The 23415-nt window shown below is 71.2% G+C and carries 23 protein-coding genes; 7 read left to right on the top strand and 16 right to left on the bottom strand.

The features are described from left to right. Positions 1-53 precede the first annotated feature (53 nt). Positions 54-2783: a phosphoenolpyruvate carboxylase gene (gene ppc, locus ACN6LD_RS27015; RefSeq protein ID WP_445044532.1), complete on the bottom strand. Its 2730-nt coding sequence runs from the start codon at positions 2781-2783 to the stop codon at positions 54-56. A gap of 292 nt (positions 2784-3075) precedes the next feature. Here ppc and ACN6LD_RS27010 point away from each other — a divergent pair, with 292 nt between their 5' ends. Next, complete coding sequence (locus ACN6LD_RS27010; RefSeq protein ID WP_319194294.1) at positions 3076-4086, top strand: acyl-CoA desaturase; 1011 nt, start codon at positions 3076-3078, stop codon at positions 4084-4086. Next, entirely contained in the window at positions 4083-4769 is a 687-nt protein-coding gene (locus ACN6LD_RS27005; protein WP_057578673.1) for a TetR/AcrR family transcriptional regulator, read from the top strand. The genes ACN6LD_RS27010 and ACN6LD_RS27005 overlap by 4 nt, the downstream gene beginning before the upstream one ends. An 80-nt stretch (positions 4770-4849) precedes the next feature. Here the strand turns inward: ACN6LD_RS27005 and ACN6LD_RS27000 are convergent, their stop codons facing one another. The 3 genes from ACN6LD_RS27000 to ACN6LD_RS26990 form a co-directional block, all read right to left on the bottom strand. Continuing rightward, positions 4850-5023: a CsbD family protein gene (locus ACN6LD_RS27000; RefSeq protein WP_189920762.1), complete on the bottom strand. Its 174-nt coding sequence runs from the start codon at positions 5021-5023 to the stop codon at positions 4850-4852. A 100-nt stretch (positions 5024-5123) separates the two neighbouring features. Next, the gene (locus tag ACN6LD_RS26995; protein ID WP_319194291.1) at positions 5124-5513 is read right to left on the bottom strand and encodes a VOC family protein; all 390 of its coding nucleotides are present in this window, start codon (positions 5511-5513) and stop codon (positions 5124-5126) included. Next, positions 5507-6316 carry a trans-aconitate 2-methyltransferase gene (locus ACN6LD_RS26990; RefSeq protein ID WP_445044531.1) on the bottom strand — a complete coding sequence of 270 codons (810 nt, stop codon included), beginning with the start codon at positions 6314-6316 and terminating at the stop codon, positions 5507-5509. The genes ACN6LD_RS26995 and ACN6LD_RS26990 overlap by 7 nt, the downstream gene beginning before the upstream one ends. Positions 6317-6405: 89 nt before the next feature. On the opposite strand from ACN6LD_RS26990, the gene ACN6LD_RS26985 reads away from it, so the two are divergent. Then, the gene (locus ACN6LD_RS26985) at positions 6406-6903 is read left to right on the top strand and encodes a MarR family winged helix-turn-helix transcriptional regulator (protein ID WP_057578678.1); all 498 of its coding nucleotides are present in this window, start codon (positions 6406-6408) and stop codon (positions 6901-6903) included. Here ACN6LD_RS26985 and ACN6LD_RS26980 read toward each other — a convergent pair. Continuing rightward, positions 6862-7635, bottom strand: a complete 774-nt coding sequence (locus ACN6LD_RS26980; protein ID WP_445044530.1) for a LuxR C-terminal-related transcriptional regulator — start codon at positions 7633-7635, stop codon at positions 6862-6864. The two genes, ACN6LD_RS26985 and ACN6LD_RS26980, sit on opposite strands and share 42 nt — an antisense overlap. A 270-nt stretch (positions 7636-7905) precedes the next feature. Here ACN6LD_RS26980 and ACN6LD_RS26975 point away from each other — a divergent pair, with 270 nt between their 5' ends. Next, positions 7906-8373: a GNAT family N-acetyltransferase gene (locus ACN6LD_RS26975; protein ID WP_319194297.1), complete on the top strand. Its 468-nt coding sequence runs from the start codon at positions 7906-7908 to the stop codon at positions 8371-8373. Between the two features lie 93 nt (positions 8374-8466). Here the strand turns inward: ACN6LD_RS26975 and galK are convergent, their stop codons facing one another. Genes galK through galT form a run of 3 tightly spaced genes read right to left on the bottom strand, consistent with a single transcriptional unit; the run spans position 8467 to position 11686 of the window. Then, positions 8467-9621: a galactokinase gene (galK, locus tag ACN6LD_RS26970; protein WP_445044529.1), complete on the bottom strand. Its 1155-nt coding sequence runs from the start codon at positions 9619-9621 to the stop codon at positions 8467-8469. Then, the gene (gene galE, locus ACN6LD_RS26965; protein ID WP_445044528.1) at positions 9621-10604 is read right to left on the bottom strand and encodes a UDP-glucose 4-epimerase GalE; all 984 of its coding nucleotides are present in this window, start codon (positions 10602-10604) and stop codon (positions 9621-9623) included. Before galE ends, galK begins: the two co-directional genes overlap by 1 nt. Continuing rightward, positions 10604-11686 carry a galactose-1-phosphate uridylyltransferase gene (gene galT, locus ACN6LD_RS26960; protein ID WP_319194281.1) on the bottom strand — a complete coding sequence of 361 codons (1083 nt, stop codon included), beginning with the start codon at positions 11684-11686 and terminating at the stop codon, positions 10604-10606. Before galT ends, galE begins: the two co-directional genes overlap by 1 nt. A gap of 149 nt (positions 11687-11835) precedes the next feature. Between galT and ACN6LD_RS26955 the strand changes: the two genes are divergently transcribed. Beyond that, positions 11836-13515, top strand: coding sequence for a sodium:solute symporter family protein (locus ACN6LD_RS26955; RefSeq protein ID WP_319194279.1), 1680 nt, complete (start codon positions 11836-11838; stop codon positions 13513-13515). A gap of 34 nt (positions 13516-13549) precedes the next feature. Further along, entirely contained in the window at positions 13550-13930 is a 381-nt protein-coding gene (locus ACN6LD_RS26950; RefSeq protein WP_319194277.1) for a hypothetical protein, read from the top strand. A 167-nt stretch (positions 13931-14097) separates the two neighbouring features. Here the strand turns inward: ACN6LD_RS26950 and ACN6LD_RS26945 are convergent, their stop codons facing one another. The 8 genes from ACN6LD_RS26945 to ACN6LD_RS26910 all read right to left on the bottom strand — a co-directional run bounded on the left by ACN6LD_RS26945 (position 14098) and on the right by ACN6LD_RS26910 (position 23130). Then, positions 14098-14370 carry a hypothetical protein gene (locus ACN6LD_RS26945; RefSeq protein WP_319194275.1) on the bottom strand — a complete coding sequence of 91 codons (273 nt, stop codon included), beginning with the start codon at positions 14368-14370 and terminating at the stop codon, positions 14098-14100. Between the two features lie 125 nt (positions 14371-14495). Continuing rightward, positions 14496-15260 carry a GNAT family N-acetyltransferase gene (locus ACN6LD_RS26940; RefSeq protein ID WP_445044527.1) on the bottom strand — a complete coding sequence of 255 codons (765 nt, stop codon included), beginning with the start codon at positions 15258-15260 and terminating at the stop codon, positions 14496-14498. Positions 15261-15300: 40 nt separating this feature from the next. Further along, entirely contained in the window at positions 15301-15501 is a 201-nt protein-coding gene (locus tag ACN6LD_RS26935) for a hypothetical protein (protein WP_445044526.1), read from the bottom strand. 13 nt (positions 15502-15514) lie between these two features. Further along, positions 15515-16048, bottom strand: a complete 534-nt coding sequence (locus ACN6LD_RS26930) for a hypothetical protein (protein WP_319194269.1) — start codon at positions 16046-16048, stop codon at positions 15515-15517. Positions 16049-16053: 5 nt separating this feature from the next. Further along, a complete protein-coding gene (locus ACN6LD_RS26925) occupies positions 16054-16758 on the bottom strand; it encodes a helix-turn-helix transcriptional regulator (RefSeq protein ID WP_319194268.1) in 705 nt (234 codons plus the stop codon). Between the two features lie 282 nt (positions 16759-17040). Beyond that, positions 17041-19188 carry an outer membrane protein assembly factor BamB family protein gene (locus ACN6LD_RS26920; protein ID WP_445044525.1) on the bottom strand — a complete coding sequence of 716 codons (2148 nt, stop codon included), beginning with the start codon at positions 19186-19188 and terminating at the stop codon, positions 17041-17043. A gap of 159 nt (positions 19189-19347) precedes the next feature. After that, the gene (locus ACN6LD_RS26915; RefSeq protein WP_319192215.1) at positions 19348-21132 is read right to left on the bottom strand and encodes an outer membrane protein assembly factor BamB family protein; all 1785 of its coding nucleotides are present in this window, start codon (positions 21130-21132) and stop codon (positions 19348-19350) included. A 189-nt stretch (positions 21133-21321) separates the two neighbouring features. Next, on the bottom strand, positions 21322-23130 hold the full coding sequence (locus ACN6LD_RS26910; RefSeq protein WP_445044524.1) for an ABC-F family ATP-binding cassette domain-containing protein: 1809 nt from the start codon (positions 23128-23130) through the stop codon (positions 21322-21324). Positions 23131-23247: 117 nt separating this feature from the next. On the opposite strand from ACN6LD_RS26910, the gene ACN6LD_RS26905 reads away from it, so the two are divergent. Then, on the top strand, positions 23248-23397 hold the full coding sequence (locus ACN6LD_RS26905) for a hypothetical protein (RefSeq protein WP_445044523.1): 150 nt from the start codon (positions 23248-23250) through the stop codon (positions 23395-23397). Positions 23398-23415 lie beyond the last annotated feature (18 nt).

Raw genomic sequence — 23415 nt, 5'->3', positions numbered from 1 at the left:
CCCCCCCCCCCCCCCCCCCCCCCCCCCCCCCCCCCCTCGTGGTGCGGGGTGGGTCAGCCGGTGTTGCGCAGGCCTGCCGCGACGCCGTTGACGGTGAGGAGGAGGGCGCGGGAGAGCAGCGGGTCGGGTTCGGCGCCGGCGGCGGCTTCGTCGCGCTGGCGCTTGAGCAGGGTGACCTGGAGGTAGGAGATGGGGTCCAGGTAGGCGTCGCGGATGGTGAAGGTCTGCTTGAGGACGGGGGTGGCGTCGAGCAGTTCGCGTTCGCCGGTGGTCTTGAGGACCTCGGCGACGGTGAGGGCGTGTTCGGCCTTGATGCGGTCGAAGACGTGCTTGAGGTCGTCGGGGACGAGGGTGTCGACGTAGTGCTGGGCGATGCGCAGGTCGGTCTTGGCGAGGGTCATCTCGACGTTGGAGATGAAGTTGCGGAAGAAGTGCCACTGTTCGTGCATCTCGTCGAGCACGGTGTCCAGGCCCGCCTCGCGGAGCGCCTTGAGGCCGGAGCCGACGCCGAACCAGCCGGGGACGATCTGGCGGGACTGGGTCCAGCCGAACACCCAGGGGATGGCGCGCAGGCCGTCGAGCGAGACGCCGGAGCCGGGGCGGCGGGCGGGCCGGGAGCCCAGGTGGAGGTCGGCGAGCTGGTCCACCGGGGTCGACGCGAGGAAGTACGTCGGCAGGTCCGGGTCCTCGACGAGGGCGCGGTAGGCGGCGTGGGCGGCTTCGGAGACGACGTCCATGGCGGCGTCCCAGCGGGCGAGTGCTTCGTCGGACTGGCGGGGGGCGGTGTGCAGGGCGGAGGCCTGCAGGGTCGCGGCGACCGTCAGTTCCAGGTTCTCCCTGGCCAGGGAGGGGATGAGGTACTTGTCCGAGATGACCTCGCCCTGTTCGGTGACCTTGATCTCGCCTTCGAGGGTGCCCCAGGGCTGGGCGAGGATGGCGTTGTGGGAGGGGCCGCCGCCGCGGCCGACGGTGCCGCCGCGGCCGTGGAAGAGGCGCAGGCGGACGCCGTAGCGGTGGGCGACGTCGCGCAGTCGGCGCTGGGCGCGGTGGATCTCCCACTGGCTGGTGGTGATGCCGCCGAACTTGGAGGAGTCGGAGTAGCCGAGCATGACCTCCTGGACGTCTCCGCGCAGTGCCACCAGCCGGCGGTACGACGGGTCGGAGAGCATGTCCTCGAGGATGGTGTCGGCGGCCTTGAGCTCGTCGGTGGTCTCCAGGAGGGGGACGATGCCGATCTTCGCCCAGCCGGCGTGCAGGTCGACGAGGCCGGCTTCGCGGGCGAGGACGGCGGCGGCGAAGACGTCGTCGGCGCCCTGGCACATGGAGATGACGTAGGACTCGATGACTTCGGGTCCGAAGACCTCGAGGGCGCGCTTGACGGTGAGGAACACGCCGAGGGTCTTCTCGCCGGCGGCGTCGACGGGGGCGGGGACGGGGGCGAGGGGCCGGCGCGACCTGAGTTCCTTGGCGAGGAGCTTGGTGCGGTACTCGCGGGGCATGTCGGCGTAGCGCCAGGACTCCTCGCCGAGGCGGTCGAAGAGCTGACCGAGGGCGTGGTGGTGGGCGTCGGCGTGTTCGCGGACGTCCATGGTGGCGAGCTGGAGGCCGAAGGCGGCCAGGGTGCGGATGGTGCGGTTCATCCGGCCGTCGGCGAAGAGCCCTCCGCGGTGCTCGCGCAGGGAGGTCTGGACGAGGGTGAGGTCCTGGAGGAGTTCGCCGGTGCCGAGGTAGTCGCGTCCGCTCTCGTGGGGGGTGCCCTTGGCGAGGCGCTGCTTGGTGTTCTCGAGCTTCTGGCGGATGCAGGTGGCCTTGAGCCGGTAGGGCTCTTCGGCGTTGAGGCGCTTGTAGCGGGGGCTGATCTCGGGGAGTCGTTCGAGGTCGGTCTGGAGGGAGGCGAGGAGCTCGTCGGTGGCGCCGGTGTACCGGATGGAGTTCGACAGGAAGCCGCGCAGTTCGTCGATGGTCTCCAGGGCGTCGTTGATGCCGTGCTCGTGCTGGAGGATCAGGACGTCCCAGGTGACCTGGGGGGTGACGTTGGGGTTGCCGTCGCGGTCGCCGCCGATCCAGGTGCCGAAGGTGAGGGGGCGGCTGTCGTCGGGGAGCTTGACGCCGACGCGTTCCAGTTCCGCCGTCAGGTCCTCGAGGACGTCGCCGACGGCGCCGGCGTGCAGTTCGTCGAGGTAGTAGATGGCGTTGCGCGCCTCGTCGGCGGGTTCGGGGCGGACGACGCGCAGCTCGTCGGTCTGCCAGACGAGGTCGATGTTCTCGGCCAGGCGCGTGTCGTAGCGCCGGCGGTCGGACTCGATGACGGGGGTCTCCAGAAGCGCGGCGATGCGCCGGAGCTTGTTGAGTACCGACCGGCGCGCGGCTTCGGTGGGGTGCGCCGTGAAGACGGGCCGGACGTTGAGGTGGCGGACCGTCTGCTGGACGTGCTCGGGGTCGGCGTCCTTGAGGCGGTCGGCGGTGCGGGCGAGGAGGCCGCCCTCGGCTGCGCGGCGTTCGCGCAGTTCGCGGCCCCGGTGGACCTGCTCGGTGACGTTGGCCAGGTGGAAGTAGGTGGAGAAGGCGCGGACCAGCTTGGCCGCGGTCGTCAGGTCGATGCCGCCCAGCAGCTCGGCGGCGGCGTCGCCGTCCTCCCGGGTGAGGCGGCGGACCTTCTCGACCAGGTCGAGGAGCTCGGGGCCCTCCTGACGGACGAGGGTCTCGCCGAGGAGATCACCGAGCCGGCGGATGTCGGCGCGCAGCTCGGGGCTGGTCGTGGTCTGGTCGTCGGCACTGCTCACAGGTGCGGCTCCTTGCAGTGTTGAAGCTCGTCCAAGAGGGAACTCGGACATCCTCCCCGCGGGCAGGCGTCGCATACGGGGTCGGACATCCGGGAAGAAAACTAAGCGGACCGCGCTGTCCGACCGATTCCAAGGATAGGTGTCTGCGGGGACGCGCAGGTCGGCGGGCTCTTGCCGCGAGGCGGTGCACTGCCATACTTACGATGCCGTAGGTTACGGGACCGTAGGAAGTGCCGTGCGGTTCCCGGCGGTACGGCTTCTCCCCCATTCCCATACCCCCCAGGGGACGCGCATGACCACAGGCTCCAACGTGATCGAAGACCCTTCCAAGGCACCCGACGACAGCCCCGCGCCGCTCGCCACTCTCGGCGGCGAGCAGAAGCGCTCCATCGAGCAGATCACCCTGCTGCTCTTCATCGTCGTCCCGTTCCTGGCAGTGCTGGCGGCGTTGCCGCTGGCCTGGGGATGGGGGGTGAGCTGGCTGGACCTCGGGCTGATGGTCTTCATGTACTTCCTCGGCTGCCACGGCATCACGATCGGCTTCCACCGCTACTTCACGCACGGTTCGTTCAAGGCGAAGCGGCCGCTGCGGATCGCGTTGGCGGTCATGGGTTCGATGGCCGTGGAGGGCCCGCTGGTGCGCTGGGTGGCGGACCACCGCAAGCACCACAAGTTCTCCGACGCGGAGGGCGACCCGCATTCGCCGTGGCGGTTCGGCGAGACGGTCCCGGCGCTGATGAAGGGCCTGTGGTGGGCCCATATCGCCTGGATGTTCGACGAGGAGCAGACCTCGCAGGAGAAGTACGCGCCGGACCTGATCAAGGACCCGGCGATCCGTGCGATCTCGCGCCAGTTCATCCTCTTCACGTTGGTGTCGCTGGCGATCCCGCCGCTGGTGGGCGGTCTGGTGACGATGTCCTGGTGGGGCGCGTTCACGGCGTTCTTCTGGGGCTCCCTGGTGCGGGTGGCCCTGCTGCACCACGTGACGTGGTCCATCAACTCGATCTGTCACGCGGTGGGCAAGCGCCCGTTCAAGTCCCGGGACCGCTCCGGCAACGTGTGGTGGCTCGCGGTCCTGTCCTGCGGCGAGTCCTGGCACAACCTGCACCACGCCGACCCGACGTCGGCGCGGCACGGGGTGATGCGGGGCCAGGTGGACTCCTCGGCCCGGTTCATCCGGTGGTTCGAGATGCTCGGCTGGGCGTACGACGTGCGCTGGCCGTCACGCTCGCGTATCGATTCACGCCGTATCACGGACGGGGACGGCTCCCAGCAGGGGAAGGCGGCCGCTGAGGCTGCATGATTGACGGCGTGGCGACCGATCCCAGCAGTAACTCCAGTCCCAGCAGTGATGTGAAGCCGCGGCGCGCACGGCGCACCCGCATGACGGGGGCCGAGCGCCGGCAGCAGTTGCTGGAGATCGGTCGCACCCTGTTCGCCGCGAAGGGCTTCGAGGGCACGTCGGTGGAGGAGATCGCGGCCAAGGCCGGGGTGTCCAAGCCGGTGGTGTACGAGCACTTCGGCGGCAAGGAGGGCCTGTACGCGGTCGTCGTGGACCGGGAGATGCGCCGTCTCCTGGACATGGTCACGTCGTCGTTGACGGCGGGCCATCCGCGGGAGCTCCTCGAGCAGGCGGCGTTCGCGCTGCTGGACTACATCGAGGAGTACACGGACGGTTTCCGCATTCTGGTGCGCGACTCCCCCATCCCCCAGTCCACGGGGTCCTTCGCGTCGCTGATCTCGGACATCGCGACGCAGGTGGAGGACATCCTGGGCCGCGAGTTCAAGAACCGCGGATTCGACCCGAAACTGGCGCCTCTCTACGCGCAGGCCCTGGTCGGGATGGTCGCGCTGACCGGTCAGTGGTGGCTGGACGTGCGCCGGCCGAAGAAGGCGGAGGTGGCGGCCCACCTGGTGAACCTGTCCTGGCACGGCCTGGACGGCATGGAGGCCAAGCCACGGCTGATCGGGCACCGCAAGAGCTGAGCCCCCGAGCGGCACGATCCGCCCATGCGGCAGGCCCCCCTTCCCACGGGACGGGGGGCCTGCCGCATGTCGGTACGGGCTCAGTGCTTGAAGACGTCCTTCGTCTTCTCCTTGGCCTGCCGGGCGTCGCCCTTGGCCTGCTCGGCGCGGCCTTCGGCCTCGAGCCTCTCGTTGCCCACGGCACGCCCGACCGTTTCCTTCGCCTTGCCCTTGGCCTGTTCCATCTTCGCCTTGGACTTCTGCTCGCCTGCCACTGTCCATCACTCCCAGTCAGGTCTGCGTGTGGTCTCATCCCTGCGAGTGACCCGCCCGACGCCCCTCAAACCCGCCGGCTTCTCGCACCCCGTGCCGCTCTCACGACTCCTCGGCCGCCCCCGCCGCGGGCCGGTCGGGTTCCAGGAACTCCAGCCGGTTGCCGACGGGGTCCAGGGCGTAGAAGCGGCGGTGTCCGGGCAGCGCGTCGTCCCATTCGATCGGGACGCCGTGCTGCGCCAGCCGGGCGGCGTACGCCTCGATGCCGGTGACCCGCAGCCCGGGGTGTGCCTTGCGGGAGGGCCGGAAACCGGGCTCGACGCCCAGGTGGAGCTGGACCGCCCCGGCCTGGAACCAGCATCCTCCGCGTGCCGCGAGCGCCGGCGGCTTGGGAATCTCGGTCATGCCCAGTGCGGCGGTGTAGAAGGCGCGCAGGAGGTCTTCGGAGCCGGGCGGGGCGGCGAGCTGGACGTGGTCGACGGCGGTCAGCATGCCGGCCCTCCTTCCTTCGTGGCCACGGCGAACAGGCGGCGGAACGGCAGGACGGTGCCGTAGGGCGTGCTCGGGTAGGCCTCGCGGAGCAGGTCGCGGTAGGCGGCGGTGAAGGCGTCGCGGGCGTCGGGGTCGTCGGCGAGGGCGTCGAGGACGGGGCGCAGCCCGGTGCCCCTGACCCAGTCGAGGACGGGGTCCGAACCCTGGAGGACGTGCAGGTAGGTGGTGGTCCAGACGTCGGCGGTGCAGCCGGGGCGGGCCAGCCGGTCGAGGTAGACGGCGGGGGCGTGGACGGAGTCCTCGCGGCGCACGACGTGGCCGAGGCGGCTCTTCCAGCGCGGGCTGTGGGCGAGGCCGCGCATGAGGGTGTGCAGAGGCGCGTCGATGTTGTGCGGGACCTGGAAGGCGAGGGTGCCGCCGGGGGCGAGGCCGTCCAGCCAGCCGGGGAGCGCCTCGAGGTGGCCGGGGACCCATTGGAGGGCGGCGTTCGACACGAGCAGGCCGTAGGTCTCGGGGGGCGTCCAGTCGGCGAGGTCGGCGTGGGCGAAGGCGAGGCGCGGGCCGGCGTGGGCGGCGGCCTCGGCGAGCATCCGCGGGGAGTTGTCGTAGCCGGTGACGTGGGCGGTGGGCCAGCGGTCGGCGAGGAGGGCGGTGACGTTGCCGGGGCCGCAGCCGAGGTCGGCGATGCGGGGCGGATCCCCGGGCAGATCGGGGACGCGGGCGAGGAGGTCGGCGAAGGGGCGGGCGCGATGGCCGGCGTGACGCAGGTACTGGGCGGGGTCCCAGGTGGGGTTGGTCGTCATGCTCGTCACTCTCCCCCGCGATTTATCTTGATGTCAAGATGCTCTATATCAAGAGACTTCATGTCGACAGAACCACTACACTGATCGTCATGGAGGACGAGGTCGATCGGCTGGTCGCAGCGTGGCGCCGGGAGCGCCCGGACCTCGACGTGGAGCCGCTCGAGGTGCTCAGCCGGGTGAGCCGACTGGCCCGGCACCTGGACCGGGCACGCCGGCTGGCGTTCTCCGAGCACCAGCTCGAGCCCTGGGAGTTCGACGTCCTGACGGCGCTCCGGCGCGCGGGGGCGCCCTACCAGCTCTCGCCGGGACAGCTGCTGACCCAGACGCTGGTCACGTCGGGCACGATGACCAACCGCATCGACCGGCTCGCGAAGAAGGGCCTGGTGGAGCGGTTGCCGGACCCCAGCGACCGGCGCGGGGTGCTGGTCCGTCTCACGGACGACGGCAAGGACCGCGCCGACCAGGCGCTCGCCGGGCTGCTCGACCAGGAGAGGGCGATCCTGGCCGAGCTCTCCTCGTCCCAGCGCGGCGACCTGGCGAGCCTGCTACGCCAGCTGACCGCCCCGTTCGACAACATCCCCGGCTGAGGCCAGGTCCACCGGACCGACCCCCGCCCGGCGTGCGAGCGCGACCGCGGCGAGGGTGGAGTGCACGCCCAGCTTGCCGAGGACGTTCTGCATATGGGTGCGGACCGTGTGCGGGGAGAGGAAGAGACGTTCGGCGACCGCCTTGCGGCCCAGGCCCGCGACCATGCAGCGCAGCACCTCCCGTTCCCTCGGCGTGAGGGACTCCACCAGCCGCTCGCTCTCGGTGCGGTGCTTGCGGGCGGCCGTCAGCTCCCGCAGGACGCCGGTGAGCAGGGCCGCGGGCAGATGCGTCTCGTCGCGCAGCACGCCGCGGATCACCGTCAGCAGACGCGACAGCGAGCAGTCCTTCGCCACCCAGCCCGACGCGCCGGCCTGCAGGGCGAGGGCCGCGCGACGCGGGTCGTCCTTCTCGGCGAGGACGACGATCCGGATGTGGGGCTGTGTGCCCCGGACGCCCGCGACCAGGGAGATCCCGTCGACCGGGCTGTCCTCCCCCACCTCCTGCACGGGCATCGCGGGCCGTATGCCCGGCAGTTGGCCGCCGAGGTCGGCGTCGACGAGCAGCACGTCGTACCGGCGCCCCTCGGCGACCGCGCGCTCCAGACTGCGCAGTGCGGCAGGGCCGCTGCCGGCCGCGGACACGTCGACGTCGGGCTCGGCCGCCAGCGCCGCGGCGAGCGACTCGGCGAAGATACGGTGGTCGTCGACGACCAGTACACGAATGCGAACCACGAAACCCCCTTCCCCGAGCTCCTGGGCGGAGCAGGGGATACCCCAAAGGTCCGGAGACGGGAAACGGACGACCACCGCGGCCACGACGCCCCGACGGGGAGGCCAGGACCGCCCGGCCGCCGCCGTGCAGAGACTGCTACCCCCACCACGGGCGTCGTACCCGACTGTTCGTCCCCTGATCGACACCGGCCCCCACCGGTGCTGTTCACAGGGTAGGGCTGTGGGCGTGGAGCGGAAGGCGAATGGCAGAACTGGTTGGCCAGCGCGTTTATGGTGTGCCGCATGTTTCGTCTTGAGACAGAAGTCGACAGGACCCGGCGCGATCTTCTCCGTTCGCGGCTGCTGGACGCGAACACGGAGAGGTCCCCGGTCCTGCGCGCGCTGCGCGGCTCCCCGGCCGGACGCGAGGTCCCGCTGCACGTGTGGGCCTCGGACCGCGAAGGCGGGCTGGCCGGCGGGCTGGTGGGCCACACCTGGACGACGTGGCTGCACGTCGCGCACCTGTGGGTCGACGCCCGGCACCGCGGCGCGGGGCTGGGCTCCCGGCTCCTCGCCGAGGCCGAGCGCGTCGCCCGCGACGAACGGGGCTGCACCCGCGTCCGCCTGGAGACCTGGGACTTCCAGGCGCCGGACTTCTACCGGGGGCGGGGCTACGAGGTGGTGTGCGTGATCGAGGACTACCCGCCGGGCGTCACGGAGTTCACGCTGACGAAGCGGCTGACGCCGCAACCGGGGTGATCCGGAGACCGGAGCGGGACGGAGACCGGAGCGGGACGAAGACCGGGGTGCGGCTGGAGACCGCCGCACCCCGGTGACGTGAAGCCGAACCGCTCAGCTCAGTCGGCGGGCACCTGCCGACGGCACCGCCTCGAACACACGCGGGGCCTTGTACCCGGCGGCCGCGAAGGCCTCCTCGACGGCCTTGGTCAGGGTGTCGACGTCGGCGGCGTCCGCGAGGACGATCGCCGAGCCGCCGAAGCCGCCGCCGGTCATCCGCGCGCCGAGGGCGCCGGCCGCGACGGCGGTCTCGACGACCAGGTCCAGCTCGGGGCAGGAGACCCGGAAGTCGTCCCGGAGGGAGGCGTGGCCCTCGGTGAGGACCGGGCCGACGGCGCGGGTGTCGCCCGACTCCAGCAGCCGCACCACGCGTTCGACGCGCTCGTCCTCGCTGACCACGTGCCGGACCAGCCTGCGGACCTCGTCCTCGTCGCCGAGGCGGGCCAGTGCCGCGTCGAGTCCGTCGAACGGGACGTCGCGCAGCGCGTCGACGCCGAGCAGGGCCGCGCCCTTCTCGCAGCCGGCCCGCCGCTTGCCGTACTCGCCGCCGCTGTGCGCGTGCGTGACCTGGGTGTCCACCACCAGCAGGCGCATGCCCTCGGCCGCGAGGTCGAGGGGGATCTGCTTCTGGGAGAGGTCGCGGGTGTCGAGGAACAGCGCGTGGCCGCTCTCGCAGCAGGCGGAGGCGGTCTGGTCCATGATGCCGGTGGGCGCGCCGACGTAGACGTTCTCCGCGCGCTGGCACAGCCGGGCCAGTTTCCAGCCCGGCAGCCCCAGTGCGTACAGGTCGTTGAGCGCGAGCGCCACCACGACCTCCAGGGCCGCCGACGAGGACAGGCCGGCGCCGGTCGGCACCGTCGAGGCGAGATGGACGTCCGCGCCGGTGACGGGGTGACCGGCCTCGCGCAGCGCCCAGACGACGCCGGCGGGGTAGGAGGCCCAGCCGGCGTCCGACCCGGGCGTCAAGGACTCCAGCTCCAGCTCGACGACGCCGCCCTCGATGTCGGACGAGTGCAGGCGCAGCCGGCCGTCCGTACGCCGGGAGACCGCGGCGACCGCGGTGTGCGGCAGCGCGAAGGGCATCACGAAGCCGTCGTTGTAGTCGGTGTGCTCACCGATGAGGTTGACGCGGCCGGGCGCCGCCCAGACGCCCTCGGGCTCCGCGCCGTACAGCTCGACGAAGCCGTCCCGTACCCGCTGTGCCCCCATTACCGCTCCCTCGTCGTGCTGTCGGCGATCTGCTGGGCGAACGCCCAGGCGTCCGCGACGATGCCCGCGAGGTCCGCGCGGGACGGGTTCCAGCCCAGTTGTTCGCGGGCGGCGGCCGCCGAGGCGACCAGGACGGCCGGGTCGCCGCCGCGGCGCGGGGCCATGACCTCGGGGATCGGGTGGCCGGTGACCTTGCGGACCGTCTCGACGACCTCACGGACGGAGAAGCCGTTGCCGTTGCCGAGGTTGCAGATGAGGTGCTCGCCGGGCTCGGCGGCGGCGACGGCGAGGAGGTGCGCCTCGGCGAGGTCGGCGACGTGGATGTAGTCGCGGATGCAGGTGCCGTCGGGGGTCGGGTAGTCGTCGCCGAAGACGGAGACGGCCTCGCGGCGGCCCTGCGCGACCTGGAGGACGAGCGGGATGAGGTGCGTCTCCGGCTCGTGGCGCTCGCCCTGCGCGCCGTACGCGCCCGCCACGTTGAAGTACCTCAGCGAGACGGCGCCCAGCCCGTGGGCGGCGGCCTCGCCGCTGATCATGTGGTCGACGGCGAGCTTGGAGGCGCCGTACGGGTTGGTCGGCCTCGTGGGAGCCGACTCGACGATCGGGACCTGCTCCGGCTCGCCGTAGGTGGCCGCCGTGGAGGAGAAGACCAGCTTGCGCACGCCGGCCTCGCGCATCGCGGCGAGCAGCGCCATGGTGCCGCCGACGTTGTTGTCCCAGTACTTCTCGGGCTTCACGACGGACTCGCCGACCTGCGAGAACGCGGCGAAGTGCAGCACGGCGTCGAAGGAGGCGTCGAGGTGCTTGGCCGCGTCGCGGATGTCGCCCTCGACGAAGGCGGCGCCGGCGGGGACGCCTTCGCGGAAGCCGGTGGAGAGGTTGTCCAGGACGACGACCTCGTGCCCCGCCTCCAGCAGGTGCTGGGCGACCACGCTGCCGACGTATCCCGCGCCGCCCGTGACCAGATACTTGCCGCTGCTCATCAACTCGCTACCTCTCGCAGTCGCTCGGCCGCGCGCTCCGGCGGCACGTCGTTGATGAAGACGTCCATGCCGGACTCGGAGCCCGCGAGGAACTTCAGCTTGCCGGACGTGCGGCGGATGGTGAAAAGCTCGAGGTGCAGCGCGAAGTCGTCGCGGTTGACGCCCTCGAACTCCTCCAGCGCGCCGAACGGCGCCTGGTGCCAGGCGGAGATGTACGGCGTCTGGGACTCACCGTCGCCTCCCTTTCCTCCGTTGCCCTCGTCGAAGATCCGGTCGAAGCGCCTCAAGAGTTCCAGATACACCTGGGGGAACTCTGTGCGCGCGTCCTCGTCGAGGGCCAGCAGGTCCGGCACCCGGCGTCTGGGGTAGAGGTGCACCTCGTACGGCCAGTGGGCGGCGTACGGCACGAACGCGACCCAGTGTTCACCCTCCAGGACGACCCGCGTCCCGGCGAGTTCACGCTTGAGGACGGCGTCGAAGAGGTTCTCGCCGCCGGTCGCCTCCTTGTGCGCGGCCACCGAACGCAGCATCAGCGCGGTGCGCGGAGTGGTGAACGGGTAGGCGTAGATCTGCCCGTGCGGGTGACCCAGCGTCACACCGATCTCGGCGCCGCGGTTCTCGAAGCAGAACACCTGTTCCACGGAGGGCAGATGCGACAGCTCGGACGTCCGGTCCGTCCACGCCTCGAGGACCAGTCCCGCCTGCTCCTCGGTGAGGTCGGCGAAGGACGCGTTGTGGTCGGAGGTGAAGCAGACCACCTCGCAGCGCCCGGAGTCGCCGGCGAGGGAGGGGAACCGGTTCTCGAAGACGACGGCGTCGTACGACGAGTCCGGGATCTCGCTCAGCCGGTCGCCCTCGGAGGGGCAGAGCGGGCACTCGTCGGCCGGCGGGTGGTACGTGCGCCCCTGCCGGTGCGAGGCGATGGCGACGGAATCCCCGAGCAGCGGGTCGCGTCGTACCTCCGAAGTGGTGACCGTGCGCTCGAGCGGACGCTTGTCCACCGCGTCGCGCACCACGTCGTCGCGCCGGTCGTAGTAGATCAGCTCACGACCGTCGGCCAGCCGGGTCGAGGTCTTCTTCACCGCGACTCTCCATCCGTACCCCGGGCCCGCGGACCCGGATCAGTACACCTAGCGAAGCTTCAAACAGAACCGAACACATAAAACCATAAACCCCCACGCCGAGTCACCGTCACAACCAAACAAAGAACACCAAGCGAAGCGAGCGGTACATGCGAACCCCCACCTCCCTGGCGGCAGAGCTACGGCTCCCCACGAACTGGCTCGACTACACGATCCTCGGCATCTACTTCGTCGTGGTCCTCGGCATCGGCTTCGCCGCCCGGCGCTCGGTGAAGACCACCCTCGACTTCTTCCTCTCGGGCCGCTCGCTGCCCGCCTGGATCACCGGCCTCGCGTTCATCTCGGCGAACCTGGCCGCCACCGAGATCCTGGGCATGGCCGCCAACAGCGCCCAGTACGGCGCGTACACCGTCCACTGGTACTGGATCGGCGCCATCCCGGCCATGGTGTTCCTGGGCCTGGTGATGATGCCGTTCTACTACGGCAGCAAGGTCCGCTCGGTCCCGGAGATGCTGCTGCTGCGCTTCGACAAGGCGGCCCACCTGCTGAGCTCGATCCTGTTCGCGTTCGCCGCCATCCTGATCGCCGGGGTGAACCTGTACGCGCTGGCCATCGTCGTCGAGGCGCTGCTGGGCTGGCCGCAGTGGGTCGCGATCGTGGTCGCGGGCTTCTTCGTGCTGGCGTACATCACGCTCGGCGGCCTGTCCTCGGCGATCTACAACGAGGTCCTGCAGTTCTTCGTGATCCTCGCGGCCCTGATCCCGCTGTCGGTGCTGGGGCTGAAGAAGGTCGGCGGCTGGGACGGCCTGACCGACAAGCTGACCGCGACACACGGGGACGACTTCGTGAGCGCGTGGGGCGGCACGGGCATCGGCAGCGCCAACCCGCTCGGCGCGAACTGGCTGACGATCGTGCTGGGCCTCGGCTTCGTGCTGTCGTTCGGCTACTGGACGACGAACTTCGCGGAGGTGCAGCGGGCCCTGTCGGCGAAGAACCTCTCGGCGGCCCAGCGCACCCCGCTCATCGCGGCCTTCCCGAAGATCTTCATGGTCTTCCTGGTGATGATCCCGGGCCTGGTGGCGGCGGTGCTGGTGCCGAAGATCGGCACCGCCGACTCCGACCTCCAGTACAACGACGCCATCCCGTACCTGATGGAGCGGCTTCTGCCGAACGGCGTGCTGGGCATCGCGGTGACGGGCCTGCTGGCGGCGTTCATGGCCGGCATGGCCGCGAACGTGTCGTCCTTCAACACGGTGTTCACCACCGACATCTGGGCGAAGTACGTGGTGCGGGGGCGGGAGGACGCGTACTACGTGCGCTTCGGCCGGCTGATCACGGCGATCGGCGTGGCGGCCTCGGTGGGCACGGCGTTCCTGGCGTCGTCCTTCTCGAACATCATGAGCTACCTGCAGACGCTGTTCAGCTTCTTCAACGTGCCGATGTTCGTGGTCTTCATCGTCGGCATGTTCTGGAAGCGGGCGTCGAAGAAGTCGGGCTTCTGGGGTCTCCTCGCGGGCACCACGGCGGCGATGGTCAACTACTTCGTCCTCTACAAGCAGGACGTCATCGGCATCCCCACCGACCAGGGCGCCAACTTCGTCTCCGCGATCGCCGGCTTCGTGGCGGGCGCGGTCGTGATGGTGGCGGTGTCGCTGTTCACGGCCCCCAAGACGGACGAGGAGCTGCAGGGCCTGGTCTACGGCACCGTCTCCCCCGGGATGGCCGAGCCGCCCGCGGCGGGCGACGACGCCTGGTACCGCCGGCCCGCGCTGCTGGGCTGGAGCGCGGTGATCCTGGCCGCCCTCTGCTACATCCCGTTCTCGTTCTGAGCCCTCGCGACACCTGCGGGAGGATGGAGACACCATGTCCGAGCACTTCGAACCGTCCGAGCGCGACGAGGCCGCCGAGCGGCTGCGGCGGGCGGGCTGGTCCGAGGCCGACGTCCAGCGCGAGGTCACGGAACTCGAGGAGAAGTCCGCGACCGCGGCCCGGATCTTCGACCTGCGCCGCATCATCGGCGGCCTGTTCGTCCTGTACGGCGTGATCCTCACGATCACCGGCCTCACCGACGGCGACGCGGAGATCGACAAGGCCCAGGGAATCAACATCAACCTGTGGACGGGCCTCGGGATGCTGGCCCTCGGCCTCTTCTTCCTGGCGTGGCTGAAGCTGCGGCCCGCGGCGCCGGTCACCCCGAAGCTCCCGCCCGAGGCGGTGGAGGGGGAACCGCCGCGGGGCGGATAGCGGCAGGACGGGCACGAGCGCGGCGGGTACGGGCGCGCGCTGCGGGTGTCGGCGAGCGCGGCGGCCGCGCCGGTCGTGCAGCGGGGCGGCTCCGGGATCCGTGCGTACGGAACCCGGGGCCGCCCCACGTCAGGACGCGACCGACCGTACCGGACCGGTCCTCGGTCCTAGTCCTCCCGGTCGGCGACGTTCACGTTGACGGCGTCGTCACCGTTGTTGCAGATCTGCTGGGTCGCCGTCTGGTTCGACGAGGAGCCGAGGAGGGGGAGGTTCAGGTTCGGGATGTTGATGAGACCGAACGAGATGTTCTCCACGTGGTTGGCGCACTGCCGGGAGTCCCCGTCGGAGCCGGCTACGCCGGCTGAGGCGATCCCGGCTCCGGCCATGCCGAGGCTCGCGATCATGGCAGCCACGAGAGCGGTCTGGTGAAGCTTGCGCATTGCATTCCCTTTTCGGCTGAGTGGCATGTTTCGACACCGAGTGACGCGATCCGTCACTGTACGAAACGGTACGGTTACACACCGTATATGGCGATTGTCCGATTCGCACCTCAGCCGGCGCGGAGTCAGCTCCGTTCGAAGCAGTGCGAGCGGCCGACGACGCGGAAGCCGCGACGCTCGTACCAGTGGCGCGGCCAGTCCGCCGCGTCCGCGACCAGGAACCGGGTTCCGCAGCCCTGATCGGCGGCCATGCGCAGGGCGGTGCTCAGGACCGCGTCGCCGTGGCCGCGCCTGAGATGGGCCTCCGAGGTGACCAGGTCCTCGATCTGGGCCGTGCCCGCCGCCGGGTCCATATAGAGGTCCGCCCAGGAGGCGACCTCGCCCTCCTCCGTATGGGCGCCGAGGAAGCGGACGACGTCGGCCCCGCGGCGACGCGCCTCGCGCCGGTCGACGAGGTGGCGGACGACCTCGTCGTCGACGTCCGGGAGGAAGCCCCGCCAGCGCCGGGCCAGGGGGACCCGGAGCGCGTCGAGGTCCACTTCCCGCGCCGCTCCGCCACCGGCCGGCACCGGCCCCGTGTGCAGCATGACCAGCAGGACGGACTGCGTGTACCCGGCCCGGATCAGCGGCTGCGCGCACGCGGCGGCGACAGCGTCGTCCAGCACGGAGACCATGCGGAACGGCAGATGCCCCAGTGCCCGCTCCGCGAGAGCGGGCAGCGCCTCGGGATCCACGGCCGCGTCGACGACGACCTGGTTGTCCGCGTGGGAATGCGCGAAGGAGTCGTCGTGGACGGCGAACCCGCCCGGGAGGTCGACGACGCGCGCGGCCTGGCGGCGGGCGAAGGCCGACAGAAAGGCGTGGATCCGCTGCAGTTCCGGGGTGGGCATGGCGAGAGCCTAGACAGCCCAGGCACCGGCCCGCCTCGAATTACCCCGCGCCCGGGTCCCGTGCGGGCGACGGAGACCCGGGCGTCGGCACGAACAGGCACAGCCGGTACGTGGTGGGACGGTCCGAGCGGCCGCACAGGGTGTCGATACGCACCGCCGCCGCGTCGATCCGCGGCCGCGCCGCACGCACGCGCAGCAGCGCCGCGCGCAGCTCGGACCGGTCCTGCGTCTCGAGCAGCACGTCCCAGCGGCCGTCAGTGCGCTGTTCCGGCGCCCCGCTCCGCTGCCGCTTCCGCTTCCGCTGACCCGGCATCGCCGCTCGCCCCGTTCGTCGTCGCATCGGCGCCGCACCCGGCGATCTCACCGCTTCGTGCCGCCGCCACCAGGGCGATCGTCAGGATGACCGCCCAGCCGACGAAGTGCGTCGACAGCGGGTAACTCGCCAGGGTGCAGCCCTCTGCGGTCAGGAAGGCGACGTACAGCGCCGCGACCGGCAGCCCCGCGGTGAGTGCCGCCAGCAGGCCGCGCAGCGGGGCCCGCGCCAGCAGGCGGCGCGGGGCGATCGCCAGGGCGACACCGGTGGCCGTGCCGAGGACGACGCCCACCGCCATGCTGCCCAGCGCCGCGTACACGCCCGCCGTCGTCAGCGCCCACGCGGTCGCGTACAGGCCGCCGGTCAGGAAGACGAACGCCGTCACCAGGCACAGCAGGCCGAGCGTCCCCGCGGGCCACGCCCCGATGAGGACGCCGAGGCGCGCACCCCGCCCGATGACCCTGCGTGCTCGCATGCGCCCTACTCCGCTTCCGCCGCCCGGTCGCGGGAGGCGTGCGGCAACGGTCCCGCCCGGTCCAGCAGACCCGTGCGCGCCGCGAGCGCCGCCGCCTCCAGGCGGGAACCCACGCCGAGCTTCATCAGGACCCGCTGCACATGGGTGCGGGCCGTGGACGGGGCGATGCCCATACCGGCGGCGATCAGCCGGGTGTCCTCGCCCTCGGCGACGCGGACCAGGACCTCCACCTCCCGCGGGGTCAGCATCTGCAGCAGCCGCTGGCCCTCGTCGTCCGGCTGGGCCGCCGGGTTCAGCAGTTCGCCGAACGCGCCCTGGAGCAGCTGCGGCGCCACCGCCGCCTCGCCCGCCCGCGCCTTCATGATGGCCCGCTCCACACCCTCTATGCGCTCGTCATGACGTACGTAGCCGGAGGCGCCCGCCGCGAAGGCCGCGGCGATCCCGCGCGGGCTCGGCACCGGTCCGAGGACCAGGACCGCGACCTGCGGGCGCTCCCGCTTGATGCGGACCACGGGGTCGAAGACGCCCGGTTCGGCCGGGGCCGCCGTGCCCAGCAGACACACCTCGGGCGCACGGGTGATCACCAGCTCGGCCGCCCCCGCCGTCGGCGCCGCCGCGGCGAGCACCCGGTGCCCCCGCAGTTTGAGCGCCGAGGCCAGCGCCTCGGCGAGCAGGCGGTGGTCGTCGACCACCATCAGCCGCACTCCCATCGAGCAACCCCCCAGTCCCCCCATGGATGCCCACACGGATCCACGCGGACCCACACGCACCCACGAAGACCCACGCGGACGAACAAAGGGCGCCCCCCGGCACCCCTGTCTTCATGCCCCCGGAAGCTACACGCTTGTTCGACGTTGCGCTCCCCCTACCGGCGAGAACTGCCCGGATCGCCGAAATTCCTCTCACGAGGGCGACGTTGGCGATAAATGAGCGGGCCCGGCCCCCGAGCGCGCATCTGCTCGGGGTCGGGGCCGTCACGACGATCCGTACGATCAGCTGCCCGCGGTGCCGAATCCGACCGCGAGGTACTCGGGGTCGCCGCCCGAGGAGGCGTCGTCGTCGACGTACACCTCCGACATGTACAGGCGTCCCTGCGCGAAGAGGACCTCGGAGTACTCCGGGGACAGGCCGGACTCCAGGTCGTGCACCGCGTCCGTGGCCGCGTTCTCCAGCAGCACGGTCTCCTTGAAGGAGCCGCCGTCGACGCTGACGACCTGTCCGCCCTTGTCGTACGGCGGCCTCTTGTACGCGATCAGGTTGCTGCCGTCCATGCGCAGCGGGTAGATCGTGTAGCCGTCGCCGGCGTCCGCGCGCTGGCCGGTCTGCTTTCCGGTGGCCAGGTCGAAGGCGACGACCTCGTTCGTCCGGCCGTGGCTGCCGCTGCCGTCGTGCTCCTCGGTGGGCACGTAGATGCGGTCGTTGCCGACGGCCAGGCCCGTGCAGGCCTCGATCCTGGTGATGCCCTCGCAGTCGGCCGCGTACTCGGCCCCCGGCACCGAGATGCGGGTGCGCAGCTTGCCGGTCTTGTTGTCGATGGAGAAGAAGTCCGAGATGCCGCTGCCGTCCCCGGCGCTGTCGCCGACGTCGGCGGCCACCACCAGGGGCTCGGTGGAGACGACGGACGCGTATTCGATGCCCGTCGCCAGCTTGTACTCGGAGAGCACCTTCCCGGAGACCGGGTCGATGGTCTGGATGTGCAGCTCGGGGTTGTCGTACGCGCCGCACTTGCGCACCGCCACCAGCTTGGGGCCGCCGCCGTATCCGGCGTCGTAGCAGGTGTCGGCCGGCTTCGGCGACCACAGCACCTTGCCGGAGTCGACGTCGAAGGCGGCGCCGCCCTCCGTGCTGCCCACGGCGACCGTGTTCGCGCTGACCGTGACGTTGTCGAAGTCGATCGCGTAGTCCCCGGAGGTGACGGTCTTCTTCCACAGTTGCTTGCCGGCGGCGAGGTCGATCGCCGCGATCTGGTCGCAGCGGGCCGTCTTGGCGGTGCTCGACTGGAAGACGACCGCCGTGCGGTGGTCGTCGGTGGCGAACTTGCTGGCCTCGCACACCGGGCCCGGCAGCGCGATCGACCAGAGCTTGACGCCCTTCTCCGGGTCGTAGCCGGTGATCCCGTTGACGCCCGTCTTCACGTACGCCTTGTCGGTCAGCCAGGAACCCCGGACGCCGACGTTGTCGTCCTTCTTGACCACCGGCATCGCAAGCTTGAAGAGCACGTCGGAGGACGGGTCGGCCGGCGCCTTCTCGCTGCCGCCCGAGGTCGTGCCGCCGGTGCCTCCCCCCGTGTCTCCCTTGTCGCCCCCGCCGCCGTTCGCGCCGCCGGAGCTCGCCTCCTCCTTCTTGCCGCCGCTGTCGGAGTTCGCGTACCAGACGCCGCCGCCGACGATCAGCGCGATCGCGACGACCGCCGCGACGATGATCGCCACCTGCGCGTTGATCTTCCCGCCGGAACCCGTCGGGCCGCCGCTCCCGACGACCTGCGGCTGCATGGGCACGGTCGGCTGCCCCGGGTAGCCGTAACCCGGCTGACCGAGCTGACCGGGCTGACCGGGCTGACCGGGCTGACCGGGCTGACCGGGATAGCCGTAGCCCGGCGGCTGGCCGTAGGGGTTCGTCTGCGGCTGGCCGTAGGGGCTGGGCTGCGGCTGACCGTAGGGGCTCGGCTGCGGGTGGCCGTACGCGGACGGGCCCGGAGCGGGAGCTCCCGGCTGGGCCGGATAGCCGTAACCGGGGCCGGCCGGGGGCGCGGCGGGCCCGCCCGGTCCGCCGGGGACCTGCGGGTAGCCGTAGCCCGGCTGGGGCTGCGGCGGCCCGGACGGAGCCGGCGGCGCAGGCGTCGTCGGCGTGGCCTGGGGCGCCTGCCCCTGGGCCGGGGGCCGGTCCTGAACCGGGGCCGGGGGCTGGGGCGGAGACTGCGGCTCCGGGGCCTTCGACAGGTTCGGCGCGGGCGACTGCGGCACAGCGTCGTGCGGTGCGGAGTCCTGGGGGACGGGCTCCTGCCGACCGGAGTCCTGGGGGACGGCCTGGGACGTCGCGTCCTGCGGCGGCTGCGGCGGGCCGAAGCCGCCCTGCTGCGGGGGCTGGTTCGGGGGCTGGTTCGGGGGTTGGTTCGGCGGCGGGGGCGGCGGCTGCGTCATGGTGTGGGTACCTCAGGAGAAAACTCGGGAAGCCCGGAAAGGCGGAGAAGACGGAGAAGAGGGAGAAGAGGGAGAAACGGGGTAGCGCGCAAGGCGGCCCGGGCGGCCCGCCGTGGCGGGCCCGGACGACGGCTGAAGCCGGGAGGACGGCGGCTCGCCTCACTTGCCGTAGGCGAGCATCAGCTTCTCCTTCGTGTCGTCGTTGCCCGTCAGCCGGGTGGTGGAGATGTAGAAGCGCCCGCCGACCCAGTCGACGGCACGCGAGTAGAAGCCGTCCTCGATCTTGACCGTGCTCTCGGGCAGTTGAAGCAGCTTCGTGGGCGTGTGCGCGGACCCCGCCGTGGGGATCGCCACCACCTGACCGGGCGCGTCGTACGAGGGCTGGACGTACGCCACGAGGTTCCCGCCCTCGACCCGCACCGGCTGCATGGCCTCGTCGGCCGGGGACTTCACCCGCCACTTCTCCTTGCCGGTGGCCAGGTCGATCGCCACGATCTCGTTGGGACCGCTCTTCGCGTCGGTCGGCAGGTAGAGCGTGTCGGCGTCGGACGCCGTGCCCTGACAGCCGGTCAGATTGCGCTGCAGGAAGCCGGAGGCACAGTCGGGCGCGAAGTCCTCGTCGAAGCCGACCTGCGAGCGGTAGGAGCCGTTCGCCTTGAACGTCGAGATGTTCCAGGAGTTCTTGTCCTTGTTGGTGCTGTAGACGACCAGCGGGTCGACGGAGTACGTCTTGCCGACGCTCCACCCCTTGTCGAACTTCTGGGTCCACTTGACCTTGCCGGTGGCCGGGTCCAGCTCCTGCATCTCGTCGTGCTCGGTGGTCTTGGTCGCGTCGCAGGACGCCACCGAGATGAGCCGGGTTCCGCCCGCGAACGCCGTCGGGAAGCACGCGTCACCGTACTTCTGCTTGTCGTACAGCTTCTTGCCCGTGCGGACGTCGTACGCCGTGCCGGACTGCGAGCGGCCCACCATCAGCGTGTTGCCGGCCAGCGACAGTTCGATGCTGGTCGCGCTGTCGAACAGCGCGCCGTCCCCGACCACGCCCGTCCAGCCCTTGGCGCCGGTGCCGAGGTCGACCTGCTGGAGCTGGTTGCACTTGGCGCGGTCGCTGGTGCCGCTCATGTAGGCGACGACGACCTTGTCGTCGGCCGTCCGCTGCGGGGTGACGGCGCAGATCTTCTGCGGGAACGTGAGGGCGGGCCAGGTCGGCCTGCCGTCCGCCACGTTGTACGCGACGACCTGCTTGTAGGCGGCCTTCACGGCGGCCTTCGAAGTGATCCACATGCCGGGGGCGTCGGCGCCGGAGGCGGGCGCGTCAGGCGCCTCCTTGTACCAGAGCACCTTCGCCTCGCCGGACTTGCGGCCGGCGTTGAAGTCCTGGTCGTCCCCGCCGCCGTCGCCGCTGCCGTCACCGGGGTTGACCGGGGCAGCGCTGGTGGCCTTGTCGTCGCCGCTCGGTCCGGCGACGGGCTTCTTCGGGTCCTCGTCCCCGCCGTTCGTGACCGCGAACACCGCGCCGCCGATCACCAGCAGCGCCACGACCGCGGCCCCGACGACCAGCGCGGGCCGGCCCTTGAAGGGGTTGCGTCCGCCCGCCGGGGCGCCGGGCGCGCCGGGGAACTGGGGCTGCTGGGGGTAGCCGTAGCCGGGCTGCGGGGCGTAGGGGCCGCCGGCCTGACCGTACGGGCCCTGCTGCCCGTAGGGGCCGGGCTGCCCGTACGGGCCGGGCTGCTGGGGCTGTTGCCCGTAGGGGCCGGGCTGCTGCGGGTAGCCGTAGCCGGGCTGCGGCGGCTGGGCCGGCGGGCCCTGGGGCGGCTGCGGCGGCATCTGCGGAGCGCCGAAGCCGCCTTGCGGCTGCTGCTGCGGCGGCTGCTGGTGCGGCGGCTGATCCTGCGGTGCTCCGAAACCGCCGGGCTGCGGCGGCTGACTGGGCGGCTGGGCCATCGGCGTGTTCCCCCTGGTCACTGATTTTTAGCCACGCCTCCGGGCCAGTGACCACCCGGAGCCGTCCTCAGAAGGTTCTCGGACGGCTCTTTCTATCACCCGGCGCCGACGGCCTCCGGGGCCGCTCCACCCCTGTTCCCAAGGGAGGACCGCCCCGTGATGCCGTCGTTATGCGTCTTCACGCACCCTTCACGCGTCCTCGGCGAGATCCAGCCATCGCAGCTCCAGTTCCTCCCGCTCGCCGGCCAACGCGCGCAGTTCGGCGTCGAGTTCGGCCACCTTCGCGAAGTCGGTGGCGTGGGCGGCGATCCGGTCGTGCAGCTTGGTCTCCTTCTCGGAGACCTTGTCCAACTGCCGCTCGATCTTCTGGAGTTCCTTCTTGGCGGCGCGCTGGTCGGCGGCGCTCTTGTCGGGCGCGGCCTTCTGCGCGACCGCCGGGGCGGCGGAAGCGGCGGCGGCCTCCTCCATGCGCTGCCGGCGCTCGATGTACTCGTCGATGCCGCGCGGGAGCATCCGCAGCGCGGCGTCGCCGAGGAGGGCGAAGACGCGGTCCGTCGTGCGCTCGACGAAGAATCGGTCGTGAGAGATGACGATCATCGAGCCGGGCCAGCCGTCGAGCAGGTCCTCGAGCTGGGTGAGGGTCTCGATGTCCAGGTCGTTGGTGGGCTCGTCGAGGAAGAGGACGTTGGGCTCGTCCATCAGCAGCCGCAGGATCTGCAGCCGGCGGCGTTCCCCGCCGGACAGGTCGCCGACCGGCGTCCACTGCTTGTCCTTGTTGAAGCCGAACGTCTCGCAGAGCTGCCCGGCGGTCATCTCCCGGCCCTTGCCGAGATCGACGCGTTCACGCACCTGTTGCACGGCTTCCAGCACCCGCAGGTTCGGGTCGAGTTCGGCGACCTCCTGGGAGAGGTAGGCGAGCTTCACCGTCCTGCCGACGACGATCCGGCCGCCCACGGGCTGGGTCTCGCCCTCGGTGCGCGCGGCCTCGGCCAGGGCCCTCAGCAGGGAGGTCTTGCCGGCGCCGTTGACGCCGACCAGACCGATGCGGTCGCCGGGGCCGAGGTGCCAGGTGATGTGCTTCAGCAGTACCTTGGGGCCGGCCTGCACGGTGACGTCCTCGAGGTCGAAGACCGTCCGGCCGAGCCGCGAGGAGGCGAACTTCATCAGTTCGCTGCTGTCGCGCGGCGGCGGCACGTCCGCGATGAGCTCGTTGGCGGCCTCGACGCGGAAGCGCGGCTTGGACGTGCGCGCGGGCGCGCCGCGCCGCAGCCAGGCCAGCTCCTTGCGGACCAGGTTCTGCCGCTTGGTCTCCTCCGTCGCGGCGATCCGCTCACGCTCCGCGCGCGCGAAGACGTAGTCGGAGTACCCGCCCTCGTACTCGTGGACGGCGCCCCGCTGCACGTCCCACATGCGTGTGCAGACCTGGTCGAGGAACCAGCGGTCGTGGGTGACGCAGACGAGCGCGGAACGGCGCTCGCGCAGATGCCGGGCGAGCCACGAGATGCCCTCGACGTCGAGGTGGTTGGTCGGCTCGTCCAGGACGATGAGGTCCTGCTCCTCGATCAGCAGCTTGGCGAGCGCGATCCGGCGGCGCTCACCACCGGAGAGCGGGCCGATGACGGTGTCCAGGCCCTGCGGGAAGCCGGGCAGGTCGAGTCCGCCGAAGAGCCCGGTGAGCACGTCCCGGACCTTCGCGTTGCCGGCCCACTCGTGGTCGGCCATGTCCCGGATGACCTCGTGACGCACGGTCGCGGCCGAGTCGAGCGAGTCGTGCTGGGTGAGCACGCCGAGGCGCACCCCGCCGGAGTGCGTGACCCGGCCGGAGTCCGCCTCCTCCAGCTTGGCGAGCATGCGGATCAGCGTGGTCTTCCCGTCGCCGTTGCGGCCGACGACGCCGATCCGGTCCCCTTCGGACACGCCGAGCGAGATGCCGTCGAGCAGCGCACGCGTCCCGTACACCTTGCTGACGTTCTCGACATTGACCAGATTGACGGCCATTTCACTCCTGCGCATCGGGGTCGGACAGCCTTTAAGCCTACGGCCTGCCGGGTGAGGCGCCGGGCGCGAGGGGGTGGTCACTCTTTGTGATGACGTGATCGGGACCGGGCCGCTGCCGTGGAGGACGGGCAGCAGGACCCCTTCCGTGTCTACGAACGCGGCGAGGCCACCGGCGCCTACGCGCTGACCGGCATCTGCCACGACCACGTCAAGGTCAGCGTGCCGTACGACATCGACATCGACCTGACCTCGATCGACGCTCTGTGAGACCCCGGTGAGACCTCC

The sequence above is a fragment of the Streptomyces sp. SAS_272 genome (assembly GCF_052543235.1).
This window is presented reverse-complemented; position numbering and strand designations above follow the sequence as displayed.

Coding starts and splice junctions, on each gene's coding strand:
- ACN6LD_RS26930 (WP_319194269.1), bottom strand. CDS start 16,048: ATGCGAGCACGCAGGGTCATCGGGCGGGGTGCGCGCCTCGGCGTCCTC.
- ACN6LD_RS26955 (WP_319194279.1), top strand. CDS start 11,836: ATGCGAACCCCCACCTCCCTGGCGGCAGAGCTACGGCTCCCCACGAAC.
- ACN6LD_RS26975 (WP_319194297.1), top strand. CDS start 7,906: ATGGTGTGCCGCATGTTTCGTCTTGAGACAGAAGTCGACAGGACCCGG.
- ACN6LD_RS27005 (WP_057578673.1), top strand. CDS start 4,083: ATGATTGACGGCGTGGCGACCGATCCCAGCAGTAACTCCAGTCCCAGC.
- galE (WP_445044528.1), bottom strand. CDS start 10,604: ATGAGCAGCGGCAAGTATCTGGTCACGGGCGGCGCGGGATACGTCGGC.
- ACN6LD_RS26915 (WP_319192215.1), bottom strand. CDS start 21,132: ATGGCCCAGCCGCCCAGTCAGCCGCCGCAGCCCGGCGGTTTCGGAGCA.
- ACN6LD_RS26925 (WP_319194268.1), bottom strand. CDS start 16,758: ATGGGAGTGCGGCTGATGGTGGTCGACGACCACCGCCTGCTCGCCGAG.
- ACN6LD_RS26950 (WP_319194277.1), top strand. CDS start 13,550: ATGTCCGAGCACTTCGAACCGTCCGAGCGCGACGAGGCCGCCGAGCGG.
- ACN6LD_RS26940 (WP_445044527.1), bottom strand. CDS start 15,260: ATGCCCACCCCGGAACTGCAGCGGATCCACGCCTTTCTGTCGGCCTTC.
- ACN6LD_RS27010 (WP_319194294.1), top strand. CDS start 3,076: ATGACCACAGGCTCCAACGTGATCGAAGACCCTTCCAAGGCACCCGAC.
- ACN6LD_RS26920 (WP_445044525.1), bottom strand. CDS start 19,188: ATGACGCAGCCGCCGCCCCCGCCGCCGAACCAACCCCCGAACCAGCCC.
- ACN6LD_RS26995 (WP_319194291.1), bottom strand. CDS start 5,513: ATGCTGACCGCCGTCGACCACGTCCAGCTCGCCGCCCCGCCCGGCTCC.
- ACN6LD_RS26910 (WP_445044524.1), bottom strand. CDS start 23,130: ATGGCCGTCAATCTGGTCAATGTCGAGAACGTCAGCAAGGTGTACGGG.
- ACN6LD_RS26990 (WP_445044531.1), bottom strand. CDS start 6,316: ATGACGACCAACCCCACCTGGGACCCCGCCCAGTACCTGCGTCACGCC.
- ACN6LD_RS26985 (WP_057578678.1), top strand. CDS start 6,406: ATGGAGGACGAGGTCGATCGGCTGGTCGCAGCGTGGCGCCGGGAGCGC.
- ACN6LD_RS26945 (WP_319194275.1), bottom strand. CDS start 14,370: ATGCGCAAGCTTCACCAGACCGCTCTCGTGGCTGCCATGATCGCGAGC.
- galK (WP_445044529.1), bottom strand. CDS start 9,621: ATGGGGGCACAGCGGGTACGGGACGGCTTCGTCGAGCTGTACGGCGCG.